General features: G+C 69.3%; 16 protein-coding genes. 12 read left to right on the top strand and 4 right to left on the bottom strand.

The features are described 5' to 3' along the window. Position 1 precedes the first annotated feature (1 nt). The 7 genes from ACFY3J_RS32965 (at position 2) to ACFY3J_RS32935 (ending at position 8,335) form a co-directional block, all read left to right on the top strand. Positions 2-1,258: an acyl-CoA dehydrogenase family protein gene (locus ACFY3J_RS32965; RefSeq protein ID WP_384183679.1), complete on the top strand. Its 1,257-nt coding sequence runs from the start codon at positions 2-4 to the stop codon at positions 1,256-1,258. Next, complete coding sequence (locus tag ACFY3J_RS32960; protein WP_390842358.1) at positions 1,255-2,469, top strand: acyl-CoA dehydrogenase family protein; 1,215 nt, start codon at positions 1,255-1,257, stop codon at positions 2,467-2,469. The genes ACFY3J_RS32965 and ACFY3J_RS32960 overlap by 4 nt, the downstream gene beginning before the upstream one ends. After that, the gene (locus ACFY3J_RS32955) at positions 2,466-3,626 is read left to right on the top strand and encodes an acyl-CoA dehydrogenase family protein (RefSeq protein WP_390842357.1); all 1,161 of its coding nucleotides are present in this window, start codon (positions 2,466-2,468) and stop codon (positions 3,624-3,626) included. Before ACFY3J_RS32960 ends, ACFY3J_RS32955 begins: the two co-directional genes overlap by 4 nt. A 170-nt stretch (positions 3,627-3,796) precedes the next feature. Next, on the top strand, positions 3,797-4,729 hold the full coding sequence (locus ACFY3J_RS32950) for a YeiH family protein (protein ID WP_390842356.1): 933 nt from the start codon (positions 3,797-3,799) through the stop codon (positions 4,727-4,729). A 25-nt stretch (positions 4,730-4,754) separates the two neighbouring features. Beyond that, positions 4,755-6,314 carry a Re/Si-specific NAD(P)(+) transhydrogenase subunit alpha gene (locus tag ACFY3J_RS32945; RefSeq protein WP_390842355.1) on the top strand — a complete coding sequence of 520 codons (1,560 nt, stop codon included), beginning with the start codon at positions 4,755-4,757 and terminating at the stop codon, positions 6,312-6,314. Beyond that, positions 6,311-7,738, top strand: a complete 1,428-nt coding sequence (gene pntB, locus ACFY3J_RS32940) for a Re/Si-specific NAD(P)(+) transhydrogenase subunit beta (RefSeq protein WP_384183693.1) — start codon at positions 6,311-6,313, stop codon at positions 7,736-7,738. Before ACFY3J_RS32945 ends, pntB begins: the two co-directional genes overlap by 4 nt. A gap of 456 nt (positions 7,739-8,194) precedes the next feature. Further along, positions 8,195-8,335, top strand: coding sequence for a hypothetical protein (locus ACFY3J_RS32935; RefSeq protein ID WP_384183696.1), 141 nt, complete (start codon positions 8,195-8,197; stop codon positions 8,333-8,335). 404 nt (positions 8,336-8,739) lie between these two features. Here the strand turns inward: ACFY3J_RS32935 and ACFY3J_RS32930 are convergent, their stop codons facing one another. Further along, positions 8,740-9,858 carry a PP2C family protein-serine/threonine phosphatase gene (locus ACFY3J_RS32930; RefSeq protein WP_390842354.1) on the bottom strand — a complete coding sequence of 373 codons (1,119 nt, stop codon included), beginning with the start codon at positions 9,856-9,858 and terminating at the stop codon, positions 8,740-8,742. Positions 9,859-10,438: 580 nt separating this feature from the next. On the opposite strand from ACFY3J_RS32930, the gene ACFY3J_RS32925 reads away from it, so the two are divergent. The 4 genes from ACFY3J_RS32925 to ACFY3J_RS32910 all read left to right on the top strand — a co-directional run bounded on the left by ACFY3J_RS32925 (position 10,439) and on the right by ACFY3J_RS32910 (position 13,930). Beyond that, positions 10,439-10,972, top strand: coding sequence for a hypothetical protein (locus ACFY3J_RS32925; protein ID WP_384183702.1), 534 nt, complete (start codon positions 10,439-10,441; stop codon positions 10,970-10,972). Positions 10,973-11,013: 41 nt separating this feature from the next. Further along, positions 11,014-12,027 (top strand): hypothetical protein, encoded by a 1,014-nt coding sequence (locus ACFY3J_RS32920; protein WP_390842353.1) that lies wholly within the window; start codon positions 11,014-11,016, stop codon positions 12,025-12,027. 20 nt (positions 12,028-12,047) lie between these two features. Beyond that, on the top strand, positions 12,048-13,382 hold the full coding sequence (locus ACFY3J_RS32915) for a Dyp-type peroxidase (protein WP_390842352.1): 1,335 nt from the start codon (positions 12,048-12,050) through the stop codon (positions 13,380-13,382). A 197-nt stretch (positions 13,383-13,579) separates the two neighbouring features. After that, positions 13,580-13,930, top strand: coding sequence for a hypothetical protein (locus ACFY3J_RS32910; protein WP_384183710.1), 351 nt, complete (start codon positions 13,580-13,582; stop codon positions 13,928-13,930). 326 nt (positions 13,931-14,256) lie between these two features. Here the strand turns inward: ACFY3J_RS32910 and ACFY3J_RS32905 are convergent, their stop codons facing one another. Further along, the gene (locus ACFY3J_RS32905; RefSeq protein WP_384183712.1) at positions 14,257-14,466 is read right to left on the bottom strand and encodes a hypothetical protein; all 210 of its coding nucleotides are present in this window, start codon (positions 14,464-14,466) and stop codon (positions 14,257-14,259) included. Positions 14,467-15,008: 542 nt separating this feature from the next. Here ACFY3J_RS32905 and ACFY3J_RS32900 point away from each other — a divergent pair. Next, positions 15,009-15,905, top strand: a complete 897-nt coding sequence (locus ACFY3J_RS32900) for an alpha/beta fold hydrolase (RefSeq protein ID WP_390842366.1) — start codon at positions 15,009-15,011, stop codon at positions 15,903-15,905. Positions 15,906-16,427: 522 nt separating this feature from the next. Here ACFY3J_RS32900 and ACFY3J_RS32895 read toward each other — a convergent pair. Both ACFY3J_RS32895 and ACFY3J_RS32890 read right to left on the bottom strand, forming a co-directional pair. Continuing rightward, the gene (locus ACFY3J_RS32895; RefSeq protein WP_390842351.1) at positions 16,428-17,708 is read right to left on the bottom strand and encodes a hypothetical protein; all 1,281 of its coding nucleotides are present in this window, start codon (positions 17,706-17,708) and stop codon (positions 16,428-16,430) included. Positions 17,709-17,943: 235 nt separating this feature from the next. Next, the gene (locus tag ACFY3J_RS32890) at positions 17,944-21,333 is read right to left on the bottom strand and encodes a PQQ-binding-like beta-propeller repeat protein (RefSeq protein ID WP_390842350.1); all 3,390 of its coding nucleotides are present in this window, start codon (positions 21,331-21,333) and stop codon (positions 17,944-17,946) included. Positions 21,334-21,477 lie beyond the last annotated feature (144 nt).

Genomic DNA, 21,477 nt, shown 5'->3' with positions numbered 1-21,477 from the left:
CATGGACTTCGAGTACGACGACAAGACCCGGGAGCTCATGGCACGGCTCACCGACTTCATGGACGAGCACGTCTACCCGGCCGAGCCGGTCCTCGGGCGTCAGGTCGAGGACGCCGACGACCCGTGGGCGTGGACCCGGCTCCCCGTCGTCAAGGAGCTGCAGGCCGAGGCGCGTCGGCGTGGGCTGTGGAACCTCTTCCTGCCGGGGGAACACGGGGCCGGCCTCACCAACCTCCAGTACGCCCCACTGGCCGAGATCACCGGCCGGGCCTGGAGACTCGGGCCGGCAGCGCTCAACTGCGCCGCCCCGGACACGGGGAACATGGAAGTCCTCGCGATGTTCGCGACGCCCGAGCAGAAGAAGCGCTGGCTCGAACCCATGCTGGACGGGAGCATCCGTTCCGCCTTCGCGATGACGGAGCCGGCTGTCGCCTCGTCGGACGCGACGAACATCGAGACCCGCATCGAGGCCGACGGCGACGAGTACGTCATCACCGGACGCAAGTGGTGGATCACCGGTGCGATGAACCCGGACGCCGAACTGCTCATCGTCATGGGCAAGACCGACCCCACAGCCGACCGGCACCGCCAGCAGTCGATGATCATCGTGCCGCGGAGCACTCCTGGCGTGCGCTTCCTGCGCGGGATGAGTGTCTTCGGCTATGACGACCGCGACCACGGCGGGCACGCGGAGATCGTCTTCGACGGCGCCAGGGTGCCGCGCGAGAACCTCATCCTCGGTGAGGGCGACGGCTTCGCCGTCGCCCAGGCGCGGCTCGGCCCCGGCCGCATCCACCACTGCATGCGGTCCATAGGCGTCGCGGAGCGTGCCCTCGACCTCATGTGTGCGCGCGCCGGTGAGCGGGTGGCCTTCGGCCGGCGCCTCGACGAGCAGGGTGTCGTCCGTGAGTGGATCGCGGAGTCGCGTATCCGTATCGAGCAGTTGCGCCTCCTGGTCCTGCGGACCGCGTGGACCATGGACCGGCTCGGCAACAAGGCCGCTCACGCCGATATTCAGGCGATCAAGGTCGCGACCCCTCTCACGGTCGAATGGATTCTCGACAAGGCCATCCAGCTGCACGGTGCGGCCGGGCTCTCCCAGGACACCGTGCTCGCCGGCGCCTTCGCGACCATCCGCACGCTCCGGCTCGCCGACGGGCCGGACGAGGTCCACCGCAACGCCCTCGCCCGCGCCGAGGTGCGAAGAGCCGCCGAGCGCCGCGCCGCAGGTGGCGGCCCCCTGGAGCTGAGGTCATGACCGTGAACATGCTGCGTGATCGCGTCGGTGAGCTGCTGCGCGCGTACCCGCCTGCCACGACCGACCCGGCGGCGTTCCACCGCGCTCAGTTCGACGCCGGGCTCGCGTGGGTGCACTTCCCCGAGGGCCTCGGCGGGCTGGGACTCTCTCGCGACCTTCAGGATGTCGTCGACGGCGAACTCCGTGCGGCCGGGGCTCCGGTCAATCCCTCCAGCCACATCGGCATCGGTGTCGGTATGGCGGCGCCCACCATCCTCGCGTTCGGGACCCCGGAGCAGCGCTCCCGTTACCTGCGACCGCTCTGGCTCGGGGAGGAGGTCTGGTGCCAGCTGTTCTCCGAGCCGGGTGCCGGGTCGGACCTCGCCGCGGTCGCGACGCGCGCCGTGCGCGACGATGGGGGCACCTCCCGCTCGAGCGAAGGCGAGAGTGGGGGAGACTGGGTCGTCAACGGGCAGAAGGTATGGACCTCCAGCGCCCACGTCGCACGCTTCGCCATCCTCCTCGCGCGCACCGACCCGGACGTGCCGAAGCATCGCGGGCTGTCGTATTTCGTCGTCGACATGTCCGCGCCGGGAGTCGAGGTCCGACCGTTGCGCCAGATCACCGGGGAAGCCGAGTTCAACGAGGTGTTCCTCACCGACGTCCGCGTCCCCGACACCGCGCGGCTCGGTGAGGTCGGTGACGGCTGGAAGGTCGCCAACGCCACGTTGAGCAGCGAACGGGTCGCCATCGGCGGAGACCAGGCCCATCGCGAGGCAGGGATGATCTCCAAGGTCGCGGCACTGTGGCGCGAGCATTCTGAGGTCCGCAGCGCCGCCGTGCACGACCGCGTCATGGAGCGCTGGGTCGCCGCCGAGGTGTTCCGTCTCGCGGGAGCCCGGCTTCGTCAGCGGCTCGCGACGGGTGCGCCCGGATTCGAGGGCGCCGCCATGAAGGTGATGTTCGCCGACCTCGCCCAGAGCATCAGCCGGCTCGAGCTCGAACTCGACCCCGATGGCGCACTTCGGTACGACGACTGGACTCTCGTGCGGCCGGCATCCGTCGACTTCCTGGGCCGGGGACCGGGCTACCGCTACCTGCGCGCGAAGGGCAACTCGATCGAGGGCGGCACCTCCGAGGTCCTGCGCAACATCGTCGCCGAGCGCGTGCTCGGCCTCCCGGGCGAGCCCCGGGTGGACAAGGACGTCCCTTGGAAGAAGGTCCCCCGATGACTCTCCCCGCCTGCTCCGGCCCGGTCCGGCTCTCACTCGTCGAGTCCGACGACGAGGAAGCGGTCCGGACCGTCGTTCGCAAGCTGCTCGCCGACCGGTGCGCGTCCGACGAAGTCGCCGCCACCTACGACGGAGCGCACGGCGTGCGTGAGCCGTTGTGGCGGAGCCTCGCCGCAGACCTGGGACTCGCCGGACTCCTCGTCCCGGAGGAGATGGGGGGCGCCGGGGCCAGTGCGCGCGAGGCGGGAGTCGTGCTCGAGGAGCTCGGCTCGGCCGTTGCTCCCGTTCCCTTCCTCACCAGTGCCGTCATCGCCACGACCACCCTCGTGCACCTGATGTCCGCGAAGTCCGCGGACCAGAACGCCGTACGCGACACGCTGGCGGCCGCGGCTTCCGGGGAGTCCGTCCTCACGCTCGCCGTCCCATGGTCCACGGACCCGGCCGACCCGGCATACGCCGTCCGGGAGGAGCCAGACGGCCTGCACGGTGAGGTGACGCTCGTGGCCGGGACCGACGCCGACACCTTCCTTGTCCCGGCACTGGGCGCGGACGGTCCGGGACTCTGGCTCGTCGACCGCGACGCAGTCCAGGTCACCCCCGAACCGGCCCTCGACATGACCCGTCCGCTGGCCACGGTCCGCCTGCACGGTGCAGCCGCCCGCCCGGTGGCGCGTGGGCCGGCGGCGGAGGACGCCGTGCGGGCCGGTCTGCTCACGGGCGCCGGTCTTCTCGCGTCGGAGCAGGTCGGTCTCGCGCACTGGTGCCTCACCGAGACGGTCTCCTACCTGACGGTGCGCCGCCAGTTCGGGCGGGTCGTCGGTGGCTTCCAGGCGATCAAGCATCGTCTGGCGGACCTCTACATCGCCGTCGAGGGCGCCCGCGCCGCAGCCCGGTACGCCGCGGCGACGCTCGCCGACGACCCCGCCGATGTGCCCGTGGCGGTTGCCGTGGCCGCGTCGGTGTGTGGCGAGGTGGCGGTCCGTGCCGCCGAGGAGTGCGTCCAGCTCCACGGTGGGATCGGGATGACCTGGGAGCACCCCGCACACCTGCGGCTGAAGCGCGCTGTCGCGGACCAGGTCGCGCTCGGCACCCCTGTCCGGCATCGGGCCCGCCTCGGTGGCCTCGTCGGCATCGTCCCGGACAAGGAGTGTCGCTGATGGCCTCGGAAGTTCCCGATGTATCCGTCGAGAAGGGAAGGTGCCCCAGGAATGCGGCGACGCGACCGCTTCAGGCCGCAGTCGCCGCTCCGGGTCCGGCATCCTCGCGTGTGCTGCGGGGAACGCTGACCCACATTCCCGGGATTGCCCTGGCCGGCGCCGGTCTGACTGTGTCCGTCCTCCTGCACCACGTCGTCCCGGCGGTGGGTGAGGTGACCTTCTGCGTCGTCCTCGGTGCGTTGCTCGCCAATCTCAAGCTGATACCCACGGCGTGCGCGCCGGGGCTGAAGCTCGCCGCCAAGCAATTGCTCCGTGTCGGAGTGGCACTTCTCGGACTTGCTGTCTCGGCCGGATCGATCGTCGCCCTCGGCCTCCCGGTCATAGCGATGGTCCTCACGACCCTCGTGGTCACCTTCCTCGTGACCGGTGCCGTGGGGCGGTTCTGGGGACTCGGCAGCCCGCGCAGGCTCCTCCTCGCGACAGGGTTCGCGATCTGTGGAGCCTCGGCCATTGGCGCGATGCAGTCGACGGCGGACGCCGACGAGGAGGATGTCGCGGTCACCGTCGCCCTCGTGACCCTGTGCGGGACCGCGGCCATGCTGGGTCTCCCGCTGCTCCAGAGCCCGCTGGGGCTTACAGACCACCAGATGGGAATCTGGGTCGGGGCGAGCATCCATGACGTCGGACAGGTCGTCGGAGCGGCGAGTGCGGTCGGTGCCGGTGCGCTGACCGTGGCCGTCGTCGTCAAGCTGGCAAGGGTCCTCATGCTCGCCCCCATGGTCGCCGCGGCGGGGGTCCGCCGTCGGCGGGCGCTGCGTCAGTCGCCCGCGTCCCGAAGCCACCCTCCGGTGGTCCCGCTCTTCGTCGTCGCCTTCATCGGCTGCGTCGTCCTGCGGACGGCGGGCGTCGTCCCCCAGGGTGCCATCGACGCGGCCGGTCGAGTGCAGGGCGCCGCGCTCGCCATGGCGCTCTTCGGGATGGGGGCCGGCGTGCACCTTCCCACCCTCCTGCGCCGGGGCCGTGCGGAGGCCGGCCTCGCTGTTCTCGCCACCTTGTTCATCATGGCGTTCTCCTTCGCGGGAACGCTGCTCGTCACCCACTGACCGACCCGCCCCAAGGAGGCCGGCCATGCCGTCGACTGCTCACCGCATTGGTGTTCCACGCGAGTCCAAACCGGGTGAGACCCGAGTTGCCGCCACCCCGAAGACTGTTGAGCAGTTGATCAGGTTGGGCTATGCCGTGTCCGTCGAATCCGGAGCCGGTGACGGCGCGGCGTTCGACGACGCGGCGTTCCGCGCGGCGGGTGCCGAGACCGTCGGCCCGGAGGTGTGGAACGCCGACGTCATCATGAAGATCAATGCTCCGAGCGAGGCCGAAGTGGATCGTCTCCACTCGGGGCAAACAGTGGTGAGTCTGTTGGCACCGGTGGTCAATCCCGACCTCGTCAAAGGCCTCGCCGCCCGAGGTGTCACGGCGCTCGCCATGGACGCCGTCCCCCGCATCTCCCGCGCGCAGGCGTTGGACGTGTTGTCGTCGATGGCGAACATCGGCGGGTACCGCGCGGTCATCGAGGCGGCGAATGAGTTCGGCTCGTTCTTCACCGGCCAGGTGACAGCGGCTGGGAAGGTGCCCCCCGCGACGGTGCTGGTGATCGGTGCGGGTGTCGCGGGGCTGGCAGCCATCGGCACGGCGAGCAGCCTGGGTGCGGTGGTGAAGGCGTTCGACGCCCGGCAGGAAGTTGCGGATCAGGTCGAATCGATGGGCGGGGAGTTCCTCCGCCCCGACCTCGAGGGCCTGGACACCGGCCCGTCCGCCGACGGCTACGCCAAGGAGATGGGTGAGGAGTTCAACCGGCGGGCCGCGGAGATGTACCGCAACATCGTCCCGACGGTCGACATCATCGTGACGACCGCGTTGATTCCGGGGCGCCCGGCACCCCGGATCATCGACGAGGACATGGTCGCCTCCATGAAGCGCGGCAGTGTCGTCGTCGACATGGCCGCGTCCAACGGCGGCAATGTCGCCGGTGCGGTGGCGGACCAGAAGGTCGTCACGCCGGGCGGCGTGACGATCCTCGGCTGGACGGACATGCCGGGACGGTTGCCTACTCAGGCGTCTCAGCTGTTCGGGCAGAACCTCGTCAATCTGCTGAAGCTGCTCACGCCGGAGAAGGACGGCCGGCTCACCCTCGACCTGGAGGATGCCGTCCAGCGGGGGATGACCGTATGCCGCGACGGTGAGGTGTTGTGGCCACCGCCGCCGGTGCAGGTCTCCGCAGCGCCCGCTGCCCCGGCCGCCGCTGCCCCGCCGCCACCGAAACCCGAGAAGAAGCCGATGAGCCAGGGCACCCGCCTGGGCATCATCGGTGCCGCCGCGGTGTTGTTCCTCGTGCTGGCTGCGTTCTCCCCGCCGGTGTTCCTCGGCCACTTCACGGTGTTCATGCTGTCGGTCGTCATCGGCTACTACGTCATCGGCAATGTCCATCACGCGCTGCACACGCCGCTCATGTCGGTGACGAACGCGATCTCCGGCATCATCGTCGTCGGCGCGCTCCTGCAGGTCGGCGAGTACGGCCACTGGCTGATCGCCTTCGTCGGCGTCCTCGTCGCGACCATCAATGTCTTCGGTGGGTTCACCGTGACGGCTCGCATGCTGCAGATGTTCAAGAGGGAGGACGCGTCCCGATGAGTCACACTCTCGTCCAGGGCTCCTACATCGTCGCCGGTCTGCTCTTCATCCTCGCCCTGAGCGGCTTGTCCAGGCATGAGACCGCGCGCATGGGTAACCGGTACGGCATCGTCGGCATGGCGATCGCGTTGATCGTCACGGTCGTGGCCGCGGTCGCGGGCACCTCGCTGGACGGCGAGCAGGCTTCCGAGGGGAGCGGGCTGCCCGGGCTGGCGTTGGTCGTCGCCGCCATGGCTGTCGCGGCCGTCATCGGCACCACCCTCGCACGGCGCGTCGAGATGACCGGTATGCCGGAGCTCATCGCGATGTTGCACAGCTTCGTCGGTCTCGCGGCCGTCCTCGTCGGCTGGAACAGCTCGTACGAGAACAACGTGGCCTACCCGACGGTCCACGATGTCGAGGTCTTCGTCGGGGTCTTCATCGGTGCGGTGACCCTGACCGGCTCCATCGTCGCCTACCTGAAACTGTCGGCGAAGATCAGGAGCGCCCCGCTGGCCCTGCCGGCGCACAACGCGCTGAACCTTGCGATTGTCGCCGCGGTGTTCGTCATGACGGTCATCTACTGCCTGGTCTCGCGTGACGCGTGGTCCACTCGGCAATTGCTGCTGGGAGTCATGACACTCACGGCACTCTTCCTCGGCTGGCACCTGGTGATGTCCATCGGTGGTGGCGACATGCCCGTCGTCGTGTCGATGCTCAACAGCTACTCCGGGTGGGCCGCCGCAGCGGCCGGCTTCCTCCTGGGCAACGACCTGCTCATCATCACCGGTGCCCTCGTCGGCTCCTCCGGTGCCTACCTGAGCTACATCATGTGCACGGCGATGAACCGGTCAATTCTCTCCGTCATCGCCGGTGGCTTCGGCGTCGAGGCCGGCTCCACCGCGGTCGAGGGCGACTACGGCGAGCACCGCGAGATCACCGCTGACGACGCGGCCAAGCTCCTGGCGGACGCATCCTCGGTCATCATCACACCGGGGTACGGCATGGCCACCGCGCAGGCGCAGCACGCCGTCGCCGAGCTCACCAAGATCCTCCGAGTCAGGGGCGTCGACGTCCGGTTCGGCATCCACCCCGTCGCCGGCCGCCTTCCGGGACACATGAACGTCCTCCTCGCGGAGGCGAAGGTGCCGTACGACATCGTCCAGGAGATGGACGAGATCAACGACGACTTCCCCCACACCGACGTCGTCCTCGTCATCGGCGCCAACGACACCGTCAACCCGGCCGCCATCGACCAGCCGGGGTCGCCGATCGCCGGTATGCCCGTACTTCAAGTCTGGGAGGCCAAGGACGTCGTCGCCTTCAAACGGTCCATGGCCACCGGGTACGCCGGCGTCCAGAACCCCCTCTTCTTCAAAGCCAACACCCAGATGCTCTTCGGCGACGCCAAACGGCGTGTCGAAGACATCCTCAAAGCCCTCTGAACCGCCCCGGGACAGGCCCGTCCGAGGTGTTCTCGAGCGCGCTGCCGCGGTGGCGGCTGCAAGGAGCCGGGCGAAGTACGGGACTTCGAGAAAGTTCCAGGCCGATCCGGCGTAGGTGGTGACGGCTGGGCCTTGACCTGTGGCAGAGCTTTGCCGTCATCGTGGTGGGCAATCTCTTCTGGGCGTTCAACGGCATCCTCGCCGTTTCCGGCCCGGTGTCCGGGACCCCGTGCAGCGTGCTGACGCCAGTAGGAGCAGCGGGTGGAACCAGCCGGGCACGATGTCTTCGAGCACCGACGAGACTGTCCCGCCCACCGAACTCACGTGAGGATGTTGTTGGCGCCGGAGCCGAGAACGACAGGTTGCCGCCCAACTCCTCGGCACCGGCGTCGCGCTGCTGTGCCTCAACTCGCGCTGTGCGTCGGGCCTGTCGCGTCGGCGTTGAACGGAGCGGACGTGTCCGCGCTGCTCGGCCCGCTCGTCGGCGGCCTGACGTACACGGTCCTCGTCCGCTCCAGCTCCTCCCGCCAACTCGACCGGGTCCGCCAAGACCGAGCTGCCGAGTCCGCCCGGTCGACTGCGGTCACGTCCGCGTGAGTGGTGTATCTCTGACTCGATCGGGTGGGGCCGAGCCTTGGCCGGCAGCCCGCGGCCCATGTTGCGGCGGGTCTCACCTGCCGCTGAAGGGGCCGGACGCGCTCCTCGAACCGTGCGCCCCCCCGCCGGTGCTCCATAGCGGTGGCGGCGTCGATTCGGTCCAGCGGCCCTGCGTCGCCTTCTCGGCCGTGGTCATGTCCGGCGCCTCGTGCACCTCGGACCGGGCAGTCTCACTGCGCGATGGCCTGCGCCTAGCGGACGGACGTTGTCGCGGCTGGTGCAGGCGATCGTGGTCCGGCCCGGCGCTTCCATGGCCCGGGGCAGGCAGGAGGACCGGACGGGTGGGCCGGTGAGGGGCCGGGGTGTAGTGGCAGCCGGGAGGCGTGGACGACCGCCGGCCCGTTTCATGCACCGGCCGAGGCCGTGGTGGCCGTCGCACGGACGGCGATGGCCGCGATGTCGTCGTCGAGACGGCCGTGGCTGTAGTGGACCAAGTCCCTGTGCAACTGCTCGAGCAGCCGGGACGGGGAGTCTGCGTCCCACTGGCCCGCGTGCTGCATCAGCGGGAAGAGTGCGCCGGTGTGGTCGCGGGTCTCGGTGACGCCGTCGGTGTAGAGGAGCAGTTGGTCATCGGTGGCGAAGGGGACGGTGTCGATGCGGTAGTCCTCCCCGAGCAGCGCACCCATGTTGACGGGCGGTGAGGGCGCTGTGGGGGTGACCTCGCGGACCGCTCCCGCGCGGAACAGCAGCGGAGGGGGGTGTCCGCAGTTGACGATTTCGACGGTCGATCCGTCGTCGGGGATCTCGGCGAGCAGGGCCGTGGCGAAGTACTCCATCTGGTCGTCGGGCAGTAGTGCGGTGTAGCGGCTCATGCGCCTGTCCAGTCGGCGTGCCAGCCGTGCCAGGTCCGGTTCGTCGTACGCGGCTTCCCGGAAGCAGCTGACGATCGCTGATGCCGCGCCGACCGCGGGAAGGCCCTTGCCGCGCACGTCTCCGATGATCAGGCGGACGCCGTGGGCTGTCGCCAGTGCTTCGTAGAAGTCGCCGCCGACGCGGGCCTGGGCCGCGGCGGCCAGGTACAGGGCCTCGGTGTCCAACCGGCCGAGGCGGTGCGGCATGGGGCGCAGCAGGACTTTCTGGGTCGTCTCGGCGACGGAGCGGACGTCGGCGAGGGCCTGCTCACGCTGTTGGCGCACATGGCTGGCGTAGGCGGCCGCGGCGGTGGCGCCGGCGATCACTGCGAGGGTGATCAGGTAGGTGTGCTCCTCACTCGGATTGCCGATGGTCACGGCGATCACTACGTTGAGGGCCGCGGCGAGCACGCCGATGGCCACCGTTCCGACCACTGGCCACACCGAGGCAGCGAAAGCGGGGGCGAGTGAGAGAAACCGGCTGAAGTGGAGGTTACTCGGAGTGACAAAGGCCAGCACGGTGATGATGGCGGTCAGCGCCAGGGGCGCAAGGAGCGCCAGGTCCTCCTGGAGGCTACAGGAACGACGCCAGAATCGACCGAAATAGTTCACATAGGCAGCGTATGTGAGTATCGGGTCGGCCGGACACAACGCCGGCACCACGAACCCACCGCCGCTCCGGCCCGGGACAATCCCCGGACGTAGGGAGTCCTTCGGACGACACGAATATCAGGGTTCGGCAGTAGGTGTGTGCCGTTGATGGGGACGGGCTCCGGAAGTTGAGCAGGCGCGAGCCGCGGTGATCATGCCGTCATGGGCCGTCTTGCCGACCCCTCGGGCCCGGTGACACCACCCCCCCAGGTCATGCCTTCGACAGGGGGGAACAGTCATGCCGAGCCCGGAGGTCGGCGGCCCTCTTGCGGGACCGCGGAAAACATAACGGGGGTGGAGCCCGTAACGGTGGAGCCCTCTTCGTTGACTGCGCTGAGCACAGGTGTGCCTTCCCGACCCGTGCTGCGAACACGGGCCTACGCGATGACCATCAGTCGATCCCTCGGGAAGGTACGTCCTTCACGTGCGGCCCCGAGGGCCGGTCCACAAGTCATGGCCATCGCTCCTCGGCGGGTCGGAGTGAGCACTGCGTGGCACGATGGACATGGCGGTTCCTTTCTTAGGCGGCGGAGGAACGGGTATGGAAATCAAGCCCCAGGCGGTTGTCATCCCCAAGGAGACCGACCATCTCGAACAGGGAAAGTACGGCCCCGTTTTCCCGAAAACTCCCGCGTGTTACGGCTTCAATATCATCGCGAATGTGAAGCCCGGTCGCGCGGAAGCGATCCGCGAGTACGGTTACACCCTGGCCAGGGCGCTGGAACAAGATCCCTATCTTCTCGCGCCGCTGAAGTTGCACTACCTGCGCTGGGTGCTCTTCGACGAAGATAAACGCTTCATGTACCAGGGCATTTTCGACACGGACTTCGACAAGTACACCGAAGACGCCATTGCGTTGTTCACGAAGTCCGGCGTGAGTACGGCCTTCGAGAACCTGGAGGGATTTCCCGATGACTGGAGAACAAATCCCGAGGCATTCGTGAGGTTCGTGCGGGAGCATCACTGCCCCAGTTTCATTGAATATGGGGAGTATCCGTACGTGACAGCAGATGAGATCAAAAAAGCGCTGCGGATCAAGAGTGCCTTGTCGGAGATGCTCGACCAGTTGCAGTGAAAAGGGCTGCGGCCTGCTCACCGCTGCGGATCGGAGACGTCATGAGCGAGTCCAGGACGGCCCGTACCTACAACCAGAATCATGTTCCCCGCCCCTACACGCCGGGCCGGCGGCGGGTGAGCATATACGTGTCGTGGAGTTATCCGGCCGAGGCCGGAAGGAACACGGCTGAGCTGGACAACCGGTTCTCCACGATGACGGAGGTCCGGCGGGTTGCCTGGCCCGCGTACGAGGAGCCGAGGTGGTCCGACCCCTTGCAGTTCCAGCAGGGCATCGCGGGATCTCTGGAGCTGTTCTTCTGGGCCTGGGTGCCCTTTCAGTTGTTCGTCGAGGAGACCACCGGGCACACCGTGCCGGTGTATCAACGCATCGATCAGGCCGGGTTCCGGACCCTGCTGGATGACCGGGTGCTGGCGGACACCGACACGTTGTTCGTCTTCGGACTGGACCACATGGTCACGGGACAGGATGCCGAGCCGGAGGAGATCGAGGCGCTGCGGCAGTTCCTCTCGCGGGAGGGAACCTCCCTGGTCCTGGGCCCGCACCACGACGTCGGAGCGTCGGACGACCTGACCGTACGCGACATGGAGCACCGCCACCACGGCGACCCGCTGGTTCCCCGCCAGCAGCGGTTCGCCAGGCACCTCCGGGGTCTGATGCAAGGGCTGGGGGTCCCCGTCGAGAACCGCTACGGGCTGCGCCCGGCGGTGCGGGAACCGAACAAGATCGCCCCACTGACCGTGGCCCGGGATCTGGACACAAAAGGCTGGCTGGAGGGGGTGACCACGTTCAACTTCCACCTGCACCTGCCGCACTACGCCGTGACGACGGAAGAGCCGGATGTCATCCATGTACTGGCCAGTCAGCCCGTCGACACCTCCAAGCCGCACCCGTTCACCGAAGCCGGCAACACCGAGTTCAACATGTTCCTGTGGCTGCCCCCGGGCGGCGACCGCGCCGGCGATGTTCTGCTGGCGGACTCCACGATCTTCAGCTCGCTGTTCGGCGGCGACGAAAGCCTGCGGAACTTCTGGAGGAACATCGTCTCGAAGTAGCGCTGCTGGGAGGCGGGACCATGAGTGGGGAGAAGCAGATCGCCCTGGAGCTCGACGACATCCAGCGCGGAGTTCTCAGCCCCAGGCCGACGCCTTATGCGGTGACCTACCTTCTGTTCCGCATCGACGACCGGGCGCACGGGCGGGAGCTGATGCGACGCGCGAGCGCGGTGGCCACCTCCGCGGCAGACGCGACCAGCCCGCTCGGGGACACCTGGGTGAGCGTCGCGGTCACCTACCACGGCCTCAAGGCGCTCGGGGTGCCGCGCGAGTCGCTGGACACCTTCGCCTGGGAGTTCCGGCAGGGCATGGCCGCCCGGGCCAAGGCGCTCGGCGACGTCGGCGAAAGCAGCCCCGAGAATTGGGAGACACCCCTGGGCACGGCTGACGTCCATGTGGTGCTCACCGTGGTCGCGCCCGACATCGGGCAGCTGGAGGCGGCCATCGATCGGGCCCGCCCGGCGTATGAGCACCTGCCCGGTATCACCGCGATCTGGCGGCAGAATTGCTACGCACTTCCCACGGAGACCGAGCATTTCGGCTACCGAGACGGCGTCAGCCACCCGGCCGTCGAGGGCAGCGGCATCGCCGGGTCGAACCAGTTGGAGAGGCCGCTGAGGGCCGGCGAGTTCGTTCTCGGCTACCCCGACGAGCTCGGCGGCGTCCAGACCCCGCAGCCCGAGGTACTGGGACGCAACGGAAGCTACGCGGTCTTCCGCAAACTCCACCAACGCGTCGCCGCGTTCCGGCGCTGTCTGAAGGACCATTCCACCAGCCGCGAGGACGAGGAACTGCTCGCAGCCAAGGTCCTGGGACGCTGGCGCAGCGGCGCACCACTGGCGCTCAGCCCCTACCAGGACGACCCGGCGCTGGGCGCCGACCCACACCGCCGCAACACCTTCCTCTACGAGCGCGACGACCCGGCGGGGTTCATCACCCCCGGCGGCTGCCACATCCGCCGGGCCAATCCCCGGGACGCGTCGGTGGCGGGAGAAGTGAGGCTGCACCGCATGATCAGGCGCGGCGCCGTCTACGGACCGCCGCTTGCGGACGGCTCCGTCGAGGACGACGGAGCGGACCGGGGACTGTTGTTCGCGTTCATCGGTGCCCACCTCGGGCGGCAGTTCGAGTTCGTCCAGTCCGAGTGGCTGAACGACGGCGTCTTCTTCGGCTCAGCCAACACCAAGGACCCGATAGCCGGAGCCCACGAGGGCGTCACCGACTACACCATCCCCCGCCGGCCCGTACGGCGGCGTCTGCCACAGCTGCCGCGGTTCACGGTCACGCGCGGGGGCGAGTACTGCTTCCTGCCGGGACTGAGCGCCCTGCGGTGGCTGGGCGACCTCCAGGACTGAACCGTGGCGCTGCGGCCCGCCCGGGCGCCCCACCACCGGACCGGAAAGCCTCATGGACATCTTGCACCTGCTGGGCCGCCCTTGTGCGGACCGTGGCGATCCCGCAGCTCATACCATTCGGCGTCGGTCTGCTACAGCGCCACAACGCCCCAAGGGCAGCGCGTTCCTGGCACCCCACCGCGATCAAGGTCTCGAACGTGACGTTCCTGATCGTGCTGGTGGGCATGCTGCTCGGCAACTGGCGTGACGTGGTCGCACTCGTCGGCTCCCTGGCCCTGCCGGCGGGGTTCGCCCTCGGCGGCGCCGCCTTCGCCATTGGCACGCTGCTGGCCACGGGGCCGACGGTACGCCGCACCACCATGGGAAGTGTCGCTGCTGTGCGTAACGTGGGTCCCGCGCCGGCAGCCGTCGGTATCGCCTTCGCAGGCGAGCCGGCGATCCTGGGCGCGCTCGCCGCGGTGCTGCTCAGCGGTTTGGTAGCGGCGCTGCCGATCGCCGCGTTCCTGAGCCGCGGGCGCGGCAGTCCCAATACTCACGCGACCCGCTGACCAACCCGATGCCCACCCCGGGGCCGCCGATCAAGGCAGTACCGGAGCATTGACACGCTTGCGGGAAGCGCCCTTCAGGCTGCCTGCTCGGTGCACATGGTCCAGTGGGCGCGGCGATGGCCGCCGCGGCCCTGGTTGAGGCAACCGTGGGGCGCCGCCGCACCGGCATCGGCGCCCCAGCCGCTCGGATGCAGTGATCACCTGTGTGTCGGCGCAGGACGCCCGGGGCAGGCGCGAAAGGGCGGATTCCGGGTGTCACTGGCTGCGCTTGCGCGGCCGGCGAGAGCGATGATGCGCAACGAGGTCACCCGTGGCGGACGGCCCGACTACACGCCGCAGAACTGAACGGACACAGACACACATGCCAGGCGGTTGATCGCGCCGGCTCCGCCGCCCAGAGCCGTGGCGTCGACGACGATCTGGTGGGTGCGGGTGTAGCCGCGGTCGGCGCCGAGGACGGCATGGTCGTGGCCCGTCAGGTGCGCGACCAGGTGCTGGGCGGCGGTGATGGTCGGTGTGGCCCAGGACGGCTCCACGACGTTGGTGGGACCTGGACCACTCGTCGCTCAGGGCCAGCAACGCTCGGTTTCAGCGGAGCGCGATGTCCTTGAGTTCCGGCTGCAGTTGCCCCTGTCTGAGGTCAGGCTTCCCCGCTGACATGAATCGGCCTCGACAGTGATCCGTGATCAGGTAAGGTCCTTGTCATGTCCTACATGTTCGTCCGTCTTCGGACCGCCTAAGACATCTGCCGCCGCAGTCGCTCAGCGACCGGCGCCAGTCGAGGAAACCCGCAGGAGACCACGGTGGTCTCACGGCACTGCCCTGCGGGTCTCGCTCGGCCCTGACCGTCGACGCGCACCGTTGCCGGTGAGTTCCTCCACGTCGCGTGCTGCCCCTGACCGGCCGGCACGCACTGGTTGACCGCTGCCATCGGCTTGCATGCACCCGGCCACTGAACCGCGTCGCGCCTGGTGACAGGCGCGCCCGTTTCTCCCTTCATCTGCGGCGGCGCTCCGCGCGGGCATCGACCCATCAGGCATGCCCACCGCGCCGCCCACCGGACATTGGACTGACCCGTATGACATCTGTCTCCAGCAACTCTCCCCGTCCGCGCCCGGCCCGCGACGCGAATGCGACGTTCGTGCTCGTGCACGGCGTGTGCTCCAGTTCGTTGATGTGGGCCCCCCTCCAGCGCGAACTGGCGCTGCTCGGCCATCGCAGCTTCGCCGTGGACCTGCCGGGGCACGGCTTCGACGCGCAGTACCCTGCCGCCTACCAGGCCCCGCAGGACCTCGACGCATGGGCGGCCGAACCGTCCAAACTGGCCGGGGTCACCCTGCAGGACAACATCGACATGGTCGTCGACGTCGTCCGACGGGTGGCCGAGCACGGGCCGGTGGTCTTGGTGGGCGCCAGTCTCGGTGGCACCACCATCACCGGGGTGGGCAACACGATCCCTGATCTGGTGAGCCGACTCGTCTACATCTCCGGCTGGTCGTGCGTGCAACGATCCAACCCCGTCGAATACATGCAGGAGCCCGAGTTCGGCGACAACCTGCTGGCCCCACTGGCCGCGCTGAACGTCGGCGACCCCACCGAACTCGGTGTCGGCCGGGCCAACTACCGCACCGCCGACCCGGTCATGCTGGCCGCGCTCAAGGCGTCGATGATGGCGGACGGCACCGATGAACAGTTCCGGGCCTTCCTCAACATCCTGCAGCCTGACGAGTCCCTGGCCGTGATGATGTCCGACGCACGCGGCCACGCCGACACCTGGGGCACCATCGCCCGCACCTACATCCGGCTCTCTGACGACCGGTCGCTTCCCGTGGCCATGCAGGACCGCCTGATCGCCGAAGCCGACGCGTTGACGCCCGGCAATCCGTACGACGTGCACACCCTGGCCACCAGTCACGTCGGGTTTCTGCTCAAGCCGGCGGAGGTGGCCGGCATCCTCGATCAACTGACCGTCTGACCCAGAAGGCACGAACCACCACCCAGCGCGTTGACAGGGGGCGGCCAGCCGGCTGCCCCCTGTCAACGAAAGGGCCACCGACGCGACGGGATCATGAATTGACCTTCTTGAGGCACCTCCAACCGATCAGGCCGCAGGCCAACGAGACGAGGGCGTCGTGGATTTCGAGGCGTCGTTCCCAGCGCACGGCCAGGCGCTTCAACTGGCGGAGCAGGGCGAAGGACCTCGACGACGTAGCGGAGCTTGCGCAACCCTTTGATGTTCGGGGTGCCCTTGCGGGAGATCACCGGCTGGATCCGGCGGCGCCGCAGTGCGCGGCGCACGATCCGGGGGTCGTACGCGTTGTCGGCTCAGTACGGCGTCGGGGCGACGACGGGGGTGGCCTGGGCGGCCGCCGACCGACGGAATGCCGTTGACGAGCGCGAGGGTCTGGTGACAGCCCCGTCTGACCTGCGCGACTCCGCCTGGTGGCCGACACCGAGGACGGGCGCGTGGACGCTCGCCGCCGTCCGTTGCCTCGGATCACGATGCGAGGACGTGGCCGGCGGCGACGGCTGATGCCACCGTGCCGCCGATGACGACGGCCCAGGCAGCGACGACCGGGACGCGTGTGCTCCAGGTGCGCAGCGCGGGCGAGGTCGTCGCTCGGGCGAGGAACGCGTCGCGACCGCGGAGTACCGCAAGGCCGACGCCGGTCAGGGTCAGCGCCATGCCGGCACCGAACGCCGCCACCATCGCGATGGCCGGGCCGACCCGGCCGGTCAGCAGTCCGCTGAGGAGGACGAGGAACGCCGACGGGGAGGGGAGCAGGCCGCCGGATGTGCCGAGCAGCAGGATGCCGCGCCAGGTGAGCAGGGACGTGGGCGCCGGGATGTGGTGGCTGTGGTCGTGGTCATGCCCGTGGTGGTGACCATGGCTGTGGCCGTGCTTCCGGTTGACCAGGTGGCGCCGGAGGAGGTTGATCCCTACGGCGACCACGACCAGGGCTGCGATCAGCTGCAGCCAGTTCGTCACCGCTGCGACGTCCGGTGCCTGCTTGGCGGCGAGCCACCAGCCCACGGCGAGTACAGCGACCGACGCGGTGTGCATGACGGCCACAATGGCGCCGAGCCACACCGCGTCCCGTGCCCTGCCCTGGCCGCCTACGAGGTACGCGGCCGCGAGTGACTTCCCGTGACCGGGGGCGCAGGCGTGGAAGGCGCCCACCGCCGCCGAGATGAGAAGGGCCAGTGGCAGTACGACTCCGTGGTCCAGCAGTGCCGCAAGGTCTGTGGTCCACACGGTTGCCGGCGCCGTGGACGCGGTGGCGGCGGAGCTGTCGGCTCCGCCGAGGGCGAGGGTATGGGTGGGGTCGCTCGCCGTGTGCAGGCCGCCGCCGCCCGTCTCCGTCACCGAGATCGTGCGGTAGGCCTGGTTGACGTCGGTCAGCGCGGTGATGGTGAGGGCGACCGTGTTCACGGGTTCGGGGCAGGCGTAGCGCACCACGGCGCCCTCGCCCGCGAGCTGCAGGGTGTCCACCGTGTCCAGCCGGCACTCACGCCCGTCCTGACGCACGGTGATGTGCGAGCCGAGGTAGGCCGCCTCGTCTCCCTTGGCCGCCTGGTGCAGGACGTACAGGTCGTTCCGCTGGGCAGACCAGGCGATCTCGACGCTACGGCCTTCGGCCTTGACCTTGGCGACCGGCGGTGTGCCGAAGGGGTGTGCCTCGGCCGTGCCTGCGGCGCCGAGCAGCGCCAGCGTGGCGGCCAGGCCGATCAGTAGGAGACGGGCGGCGTGGGTGCGGGTGAAGCGGAGGGTGTGCACGGTGGTGGTCCCGTCGGGAGTGGAGCGCCGGGGGTTTGCGCCCAGGCGGGGGGGGGGACAAGCGGCCGGGTTTTATCGGGGGGTTTAACCGCCCGGGGGGGGGGGGGCGCGTTTGTGTTGGGGGGGGGGGGGGGGGGGGGGGTTGGGGGGGGGGGGGGGCGGGGGGGGGGGCGGGGGGGGGGGGGGGGGCGGGGTGGGGGGGGGGGGGGGGGGGCGCCACCCCGCGGCCGGTTGATCAGTGGTCGTTACCGCGCAGGTGGCGGGCGGCCAGTGCGTGGAGCGTGCCGTCGTCGGTGAGGGCGAAGACGTAGTCACCGCTGACGGAGAGCGCCGAGGTCACGGCGGCACCGAGGTTGTACTCGGACAGCAGCTTGCCGGTGGCGCGGTCCAGGACGACCAGGCGGCCGTCGCGGGTGCCCGCGTACACCAGGTCCTTGGTGACCAGGGCGTGCATCGCGGGCGAGTTGAGGTCCCCGCTGCACCCCACGGGGGTCCGGCCGGGCTGGTAACCGACCTTGGTCTCCCAGATCGGCTTGGACGGGTCGGCCGCGGTGGTGTCGTACGCGCGGATGGCGCCGTCGCGGCCGGCGATGTAGGCGGTGGTGCCCCAGATCGCGGGGCTGGTCAGCGGTGCGGGGCCGCTCTCGCCGCAGCCGCTGCCGCCGCCCAGCGGGGACTGCCACTGCACCGCACCGGTGCTGACGTCGTGCCCGCGGACGCCGCTGTTCGTCATCGTCACCAGCTGCGGGTCCCCGTTGGCCGGGTCGGTCAGGGCCGGGGAGGAGTGGCTGGCGATGTCGCCGTTGGTGTCCTTCGCCCACAGCTGGCGGCAGCCGACGAGGTCCATGGCGACCACCGTGTTGCTGGAACCGGTGTGCAGGTAGGCGATGTCGGAGCCGGGCCGGCGGACCGCCGTGCTGTGGAACTGGCCCCAGCTCGTCGCGCCGTTGAAGCCGCCCAGCAGGTCGCCGGTCCTGGAGTCACGGCACTCGACCTTGCTCCAGTTCTGGTAGACGGCGACGGTGCGCTGCTCGGCGTTCAGGTCGAAGACGGTGACCGGACCACCGGCCCGGCCGTACCGGCGGACGGTGTCGCCGTACTGCTTCTCGTCCTCGATCTTCTGCCAGACGACGTGGCCGTCCTCGGCGTCCAGAGCGTAGATCCGGCCGACAGCGGTGGTCAGGTAGACCTTGCCGTCGTGGTAGGTCGGCGCCGACTCGGCGTCACCGTCCAGGTAGGTGCGCCAGATCTCGCGGCCGGACTTGATGTCGTAGGCCAGCATCATGTGGTGCGGCGAGTCGAACGCCCGGGAGGAGACGATCACCTTGCCGTCCACGACGACCGACCCGTTGAGGTTGAACTGCTCGCCGGTGTTGGCCGCCCACTGCAGGTCGAGCTCGGTGCCCGGGTCGTCGGCGCTGGCGGAGCGACCCGCCTCGTCGCGCCCCTGACGCAGCCAGTCCTGGCCGGCCTTCGGCTCGGCGATCTTACCTTCGGACACCACCGTGAAGGTGTTGGTGACGGTGGGCCACGCCTTGCCGCGAGTGTCGATCGCGGTCATCTCGGCCGAGTAGGTGTCCGGCCGCATGCCGGGGAGGCTGCCGCTGATCCGCGTCCAGGAGGTCCGGGCGGCCGGGCAGGGCTCGGGGGTGCCGCCGGGGGCGGTGTAGCAGTTCTCGATGCCGGTCTTGCGGACCTTGCTGCCGAACTCCATCCGCTCCTTGTGCCAGGCAACGTGGCCGCGCGAGTCGCGGATGGTCAGCGAGGCCGTGGCCGGGGTGCGGCCGGCGTCCTCGGTGTACAGCTCGATCGGGATTCCGGCGCTGTTGCCGTGCACACTGCCCTGGGCGGGGCTGACCAGCCCGACCGCGTTGCGGACGTCGAACTGGCGGTGGGTGCCCATCACATAGCCGGTGTCCTCGTTCTGCTTCGTGTTCGGGTCATCGTAGATGCCCTTGAAGTCGAGGATCTTGAAGTCCGCGCGGGCACCGTCGATGCCGTACTCGCCCTGGTTGTTGATCTCAACCGAGCGGTTGAAGGCACCACGGCGGTACTCGGCCTGCTGGTTGTGGCCCGCGGCGAACATCCGCACGTCGTACTTCGACAGCTCGTCGACGGTCGGCTGCATGCCGGCCCCCGGACCCCACTGGGTGAACAGCGAGCGGTGTGCGAAGACCAGCACCTGCTTGCCGACGGCGTGGCGCTTGAGGTCCTCGCGCAGCCAGTCCAGCTGCGGCTTCAGTCCGCTGGAGTCGTAGTTGTCCTCAAGGACGACGATGTGACGGCCGTTGCGGTCGAAGCTGTACCACTCGGGGCCGAGGTTGCGGCGGTAGTACTCCATGCTGCCGCCGTAGCCCTGCGAGGTTGCGGTGCCGCCGACGTCGTGGTTGCCGACCACGGGGTAGAAGGGCATGCCGAGCTTGCCCTCGGTCAGGCCCTTGCGCAGGATGTCGTAGCCGCGCTGGCGGCGCGGCTCCGCCGCGTAGTCGGTCACGGTGTTGTCCCCGGTCGTGATCGCCATGGTGGCGCCGTCGACCTCGGACATCGCCTCGACCTGCTTGGGCCACCACTTCGACGCGCTCTCGGCGGCGCCGTCCGTGGTGTTGCTGACCTCGATGTCGGAGTTCATCACCCACTTTTCGGTGGGGTTGGCAGCGTTCTTGTCCGGCACGAGGGCGAAGTCGATGCCGGAGCCGCCCTCCTCCGGGACCTTGTGGAAGAACTGCGGGATGTAGTCGTCGCGCAGTGCGGGGGTGTAGCCGTTCGGGGAGACGATGTTGATGAGGTCGGTCTCCCGGCGGGTCGGGTCCATCTGCAGGCTGTACGAGCCGTCGGGGCCGGTCGTGGTCCAGACGGAGCCGTCGGTGACGTCGACGCCGGGCATCGGAGCCTCTCCGGCGTCGCGCTTGCCGTTGCCGTTGGTGTCCTCGAAGACCGTGCCGGTGACGGTGACCGTGTTGGCGGTCGCCGCTGCCTCCTCGAGGAGCGGCGCCGCCGCGGCTACCTGGGGAGCCAGGCAGGACAGCGCGACCGCGCCGACGGCGGCCAGCTTGACCCGCTTGCGGTTGGCGCCGACCTTGGCGGCCAGCTGGGCGAGCTGGAGCCGCCCGGTGCGGATCTGCCACACCGCGAGCAGCAGCGCGGCGGCCAGCGCGATGCCGAGCGCCACCACTGCCCACGGGAAGGTGGGGAGCGCGTGGGCGCCCGATGCGTCGACGACGGGGGTCTGGGCGTTGGCGTTGACGGTGGTGCCGTCGAACTCGGCGACGACCTGTGTCAGCCCGCCCTGCTTCAGCAGGGCGCTCAGGTCGAGCTTGTCGACGTGGCAGTTCCACGCGAGCTCGACCACGACGCCGCCAGGGACGCCGCCGGTGTCCCCGGCGACGCCGGATCCGGTGGCCGGGCAGCTCGCGCTCAGCCGGTGCGCGGCCCAGGCCCCTGCGTTCTGCGGTGACACCACGTCACGGTGGACGATCAGCCGACCGCTGGTGACGTCGTTCTTGGTGGAGATGACGAGTTCGCCGTGCTGCGGCGACACATGCGCCGCGGCGGGCTGCGCACAGAAGCCCAGGATGAAGTAGAGCAGCGCAAGGCCTAGACCAGCTGCTTTGCTGAGGAATCTCATGGGCAAGGAGGCTAGCTTGACTGGACAGCTTGCCGGTTGGGGAAAGAGTGATCTTCATTGAAGGGTCCACGGGAGTTCATGCGAGGGCGCGTGAAACCTCCCATGGCGGCGCCGCCCGGCGTCGGTGAGCGGCATGAGGGCCAG

The organism is Streptomyces sp. NPDC001231, from assembly GCF_042896885.1.
Taxonomy (GTDB): Bacteria; Actinomycetota; Actinomycetes; order Streptomycetales; family Streptomycetaceae; genus Streptomyces.
Note: the sequence above shows the minus strand (reverse complement) of the source record. Positions and strands in the feature narration are given on the sequence as shown.

Coding starts and splice junctions, on each gene's coding strand:
- ACFY3J_RS32965 (WP_384183679.1), top strand. CDS start 2: ATGGACTTCGAGTACGACGACAAGACCCGGGAGCTCATGGCACGGCTC.
- ACFY3J_RS32960 (WP_390842358.1), top strand. CDS start 1,255: ATGACCGTGAACATGCTGCGTGATCGCGTCGGTGAGCTGCTGCGCGCG.
- ACFY3J_RS32955 (WP_390842357.1), top strand. CDS start 2,466: ATGACTCTCCCCGCCTGCTCCGGCCCGGTCCGGCTCTCACTCGTCGAG.
- ACFY3J_RS32945 (WP_390842355.1), top strand. CDS start 4,755: ATGCCGTCGACTGCTCACCGCATTGGTGTTCCACGCGAGTCCAAACCG.
- pntB (WP_384183693.1), top strand. CDS start 6,311: ATGAGTCACACTCTCGTCCAGGGCTCCTACATCGTCGCCGGTCTGCTC.
- ACFY3J_RS32925 (WP_384183702.1), top strand. CDS start 10,439: ATGGAAATCAAGCCCCAGGCGGTTGTCATCCCCAAGGAGACCGACCAT.
- ACFY3J_RS32920 (WP_390842353.1), top strand. CDS start 11,014: ATGAGCGAGTCCAGGACGGCCCGTACCTACAACCAGAATCATGTTCCC.
- ACFY3J_RS32915 (WP_390842352.1), top strand. CDS start 12,048: ATGAGTGGGGAGAAGCAGATCGCCCTGGAGCTCGACGACATCCAGCGC.
- ACFY3J_RS32900 (WP_390842366.1), top strand. CDS start 15,009: ATGACATCTGTCTCCAGCAACTCTCCCCGTCCGCGCCCGGCCCGCGAC.
- ACFY3J_RS32890 (WP_390842350.1), bottom strand. CDS start 21,333: ATGAGATTCCTCAGCAAAGCAGCTGGTCTAGGCCTTGCGCTGCTCTAC.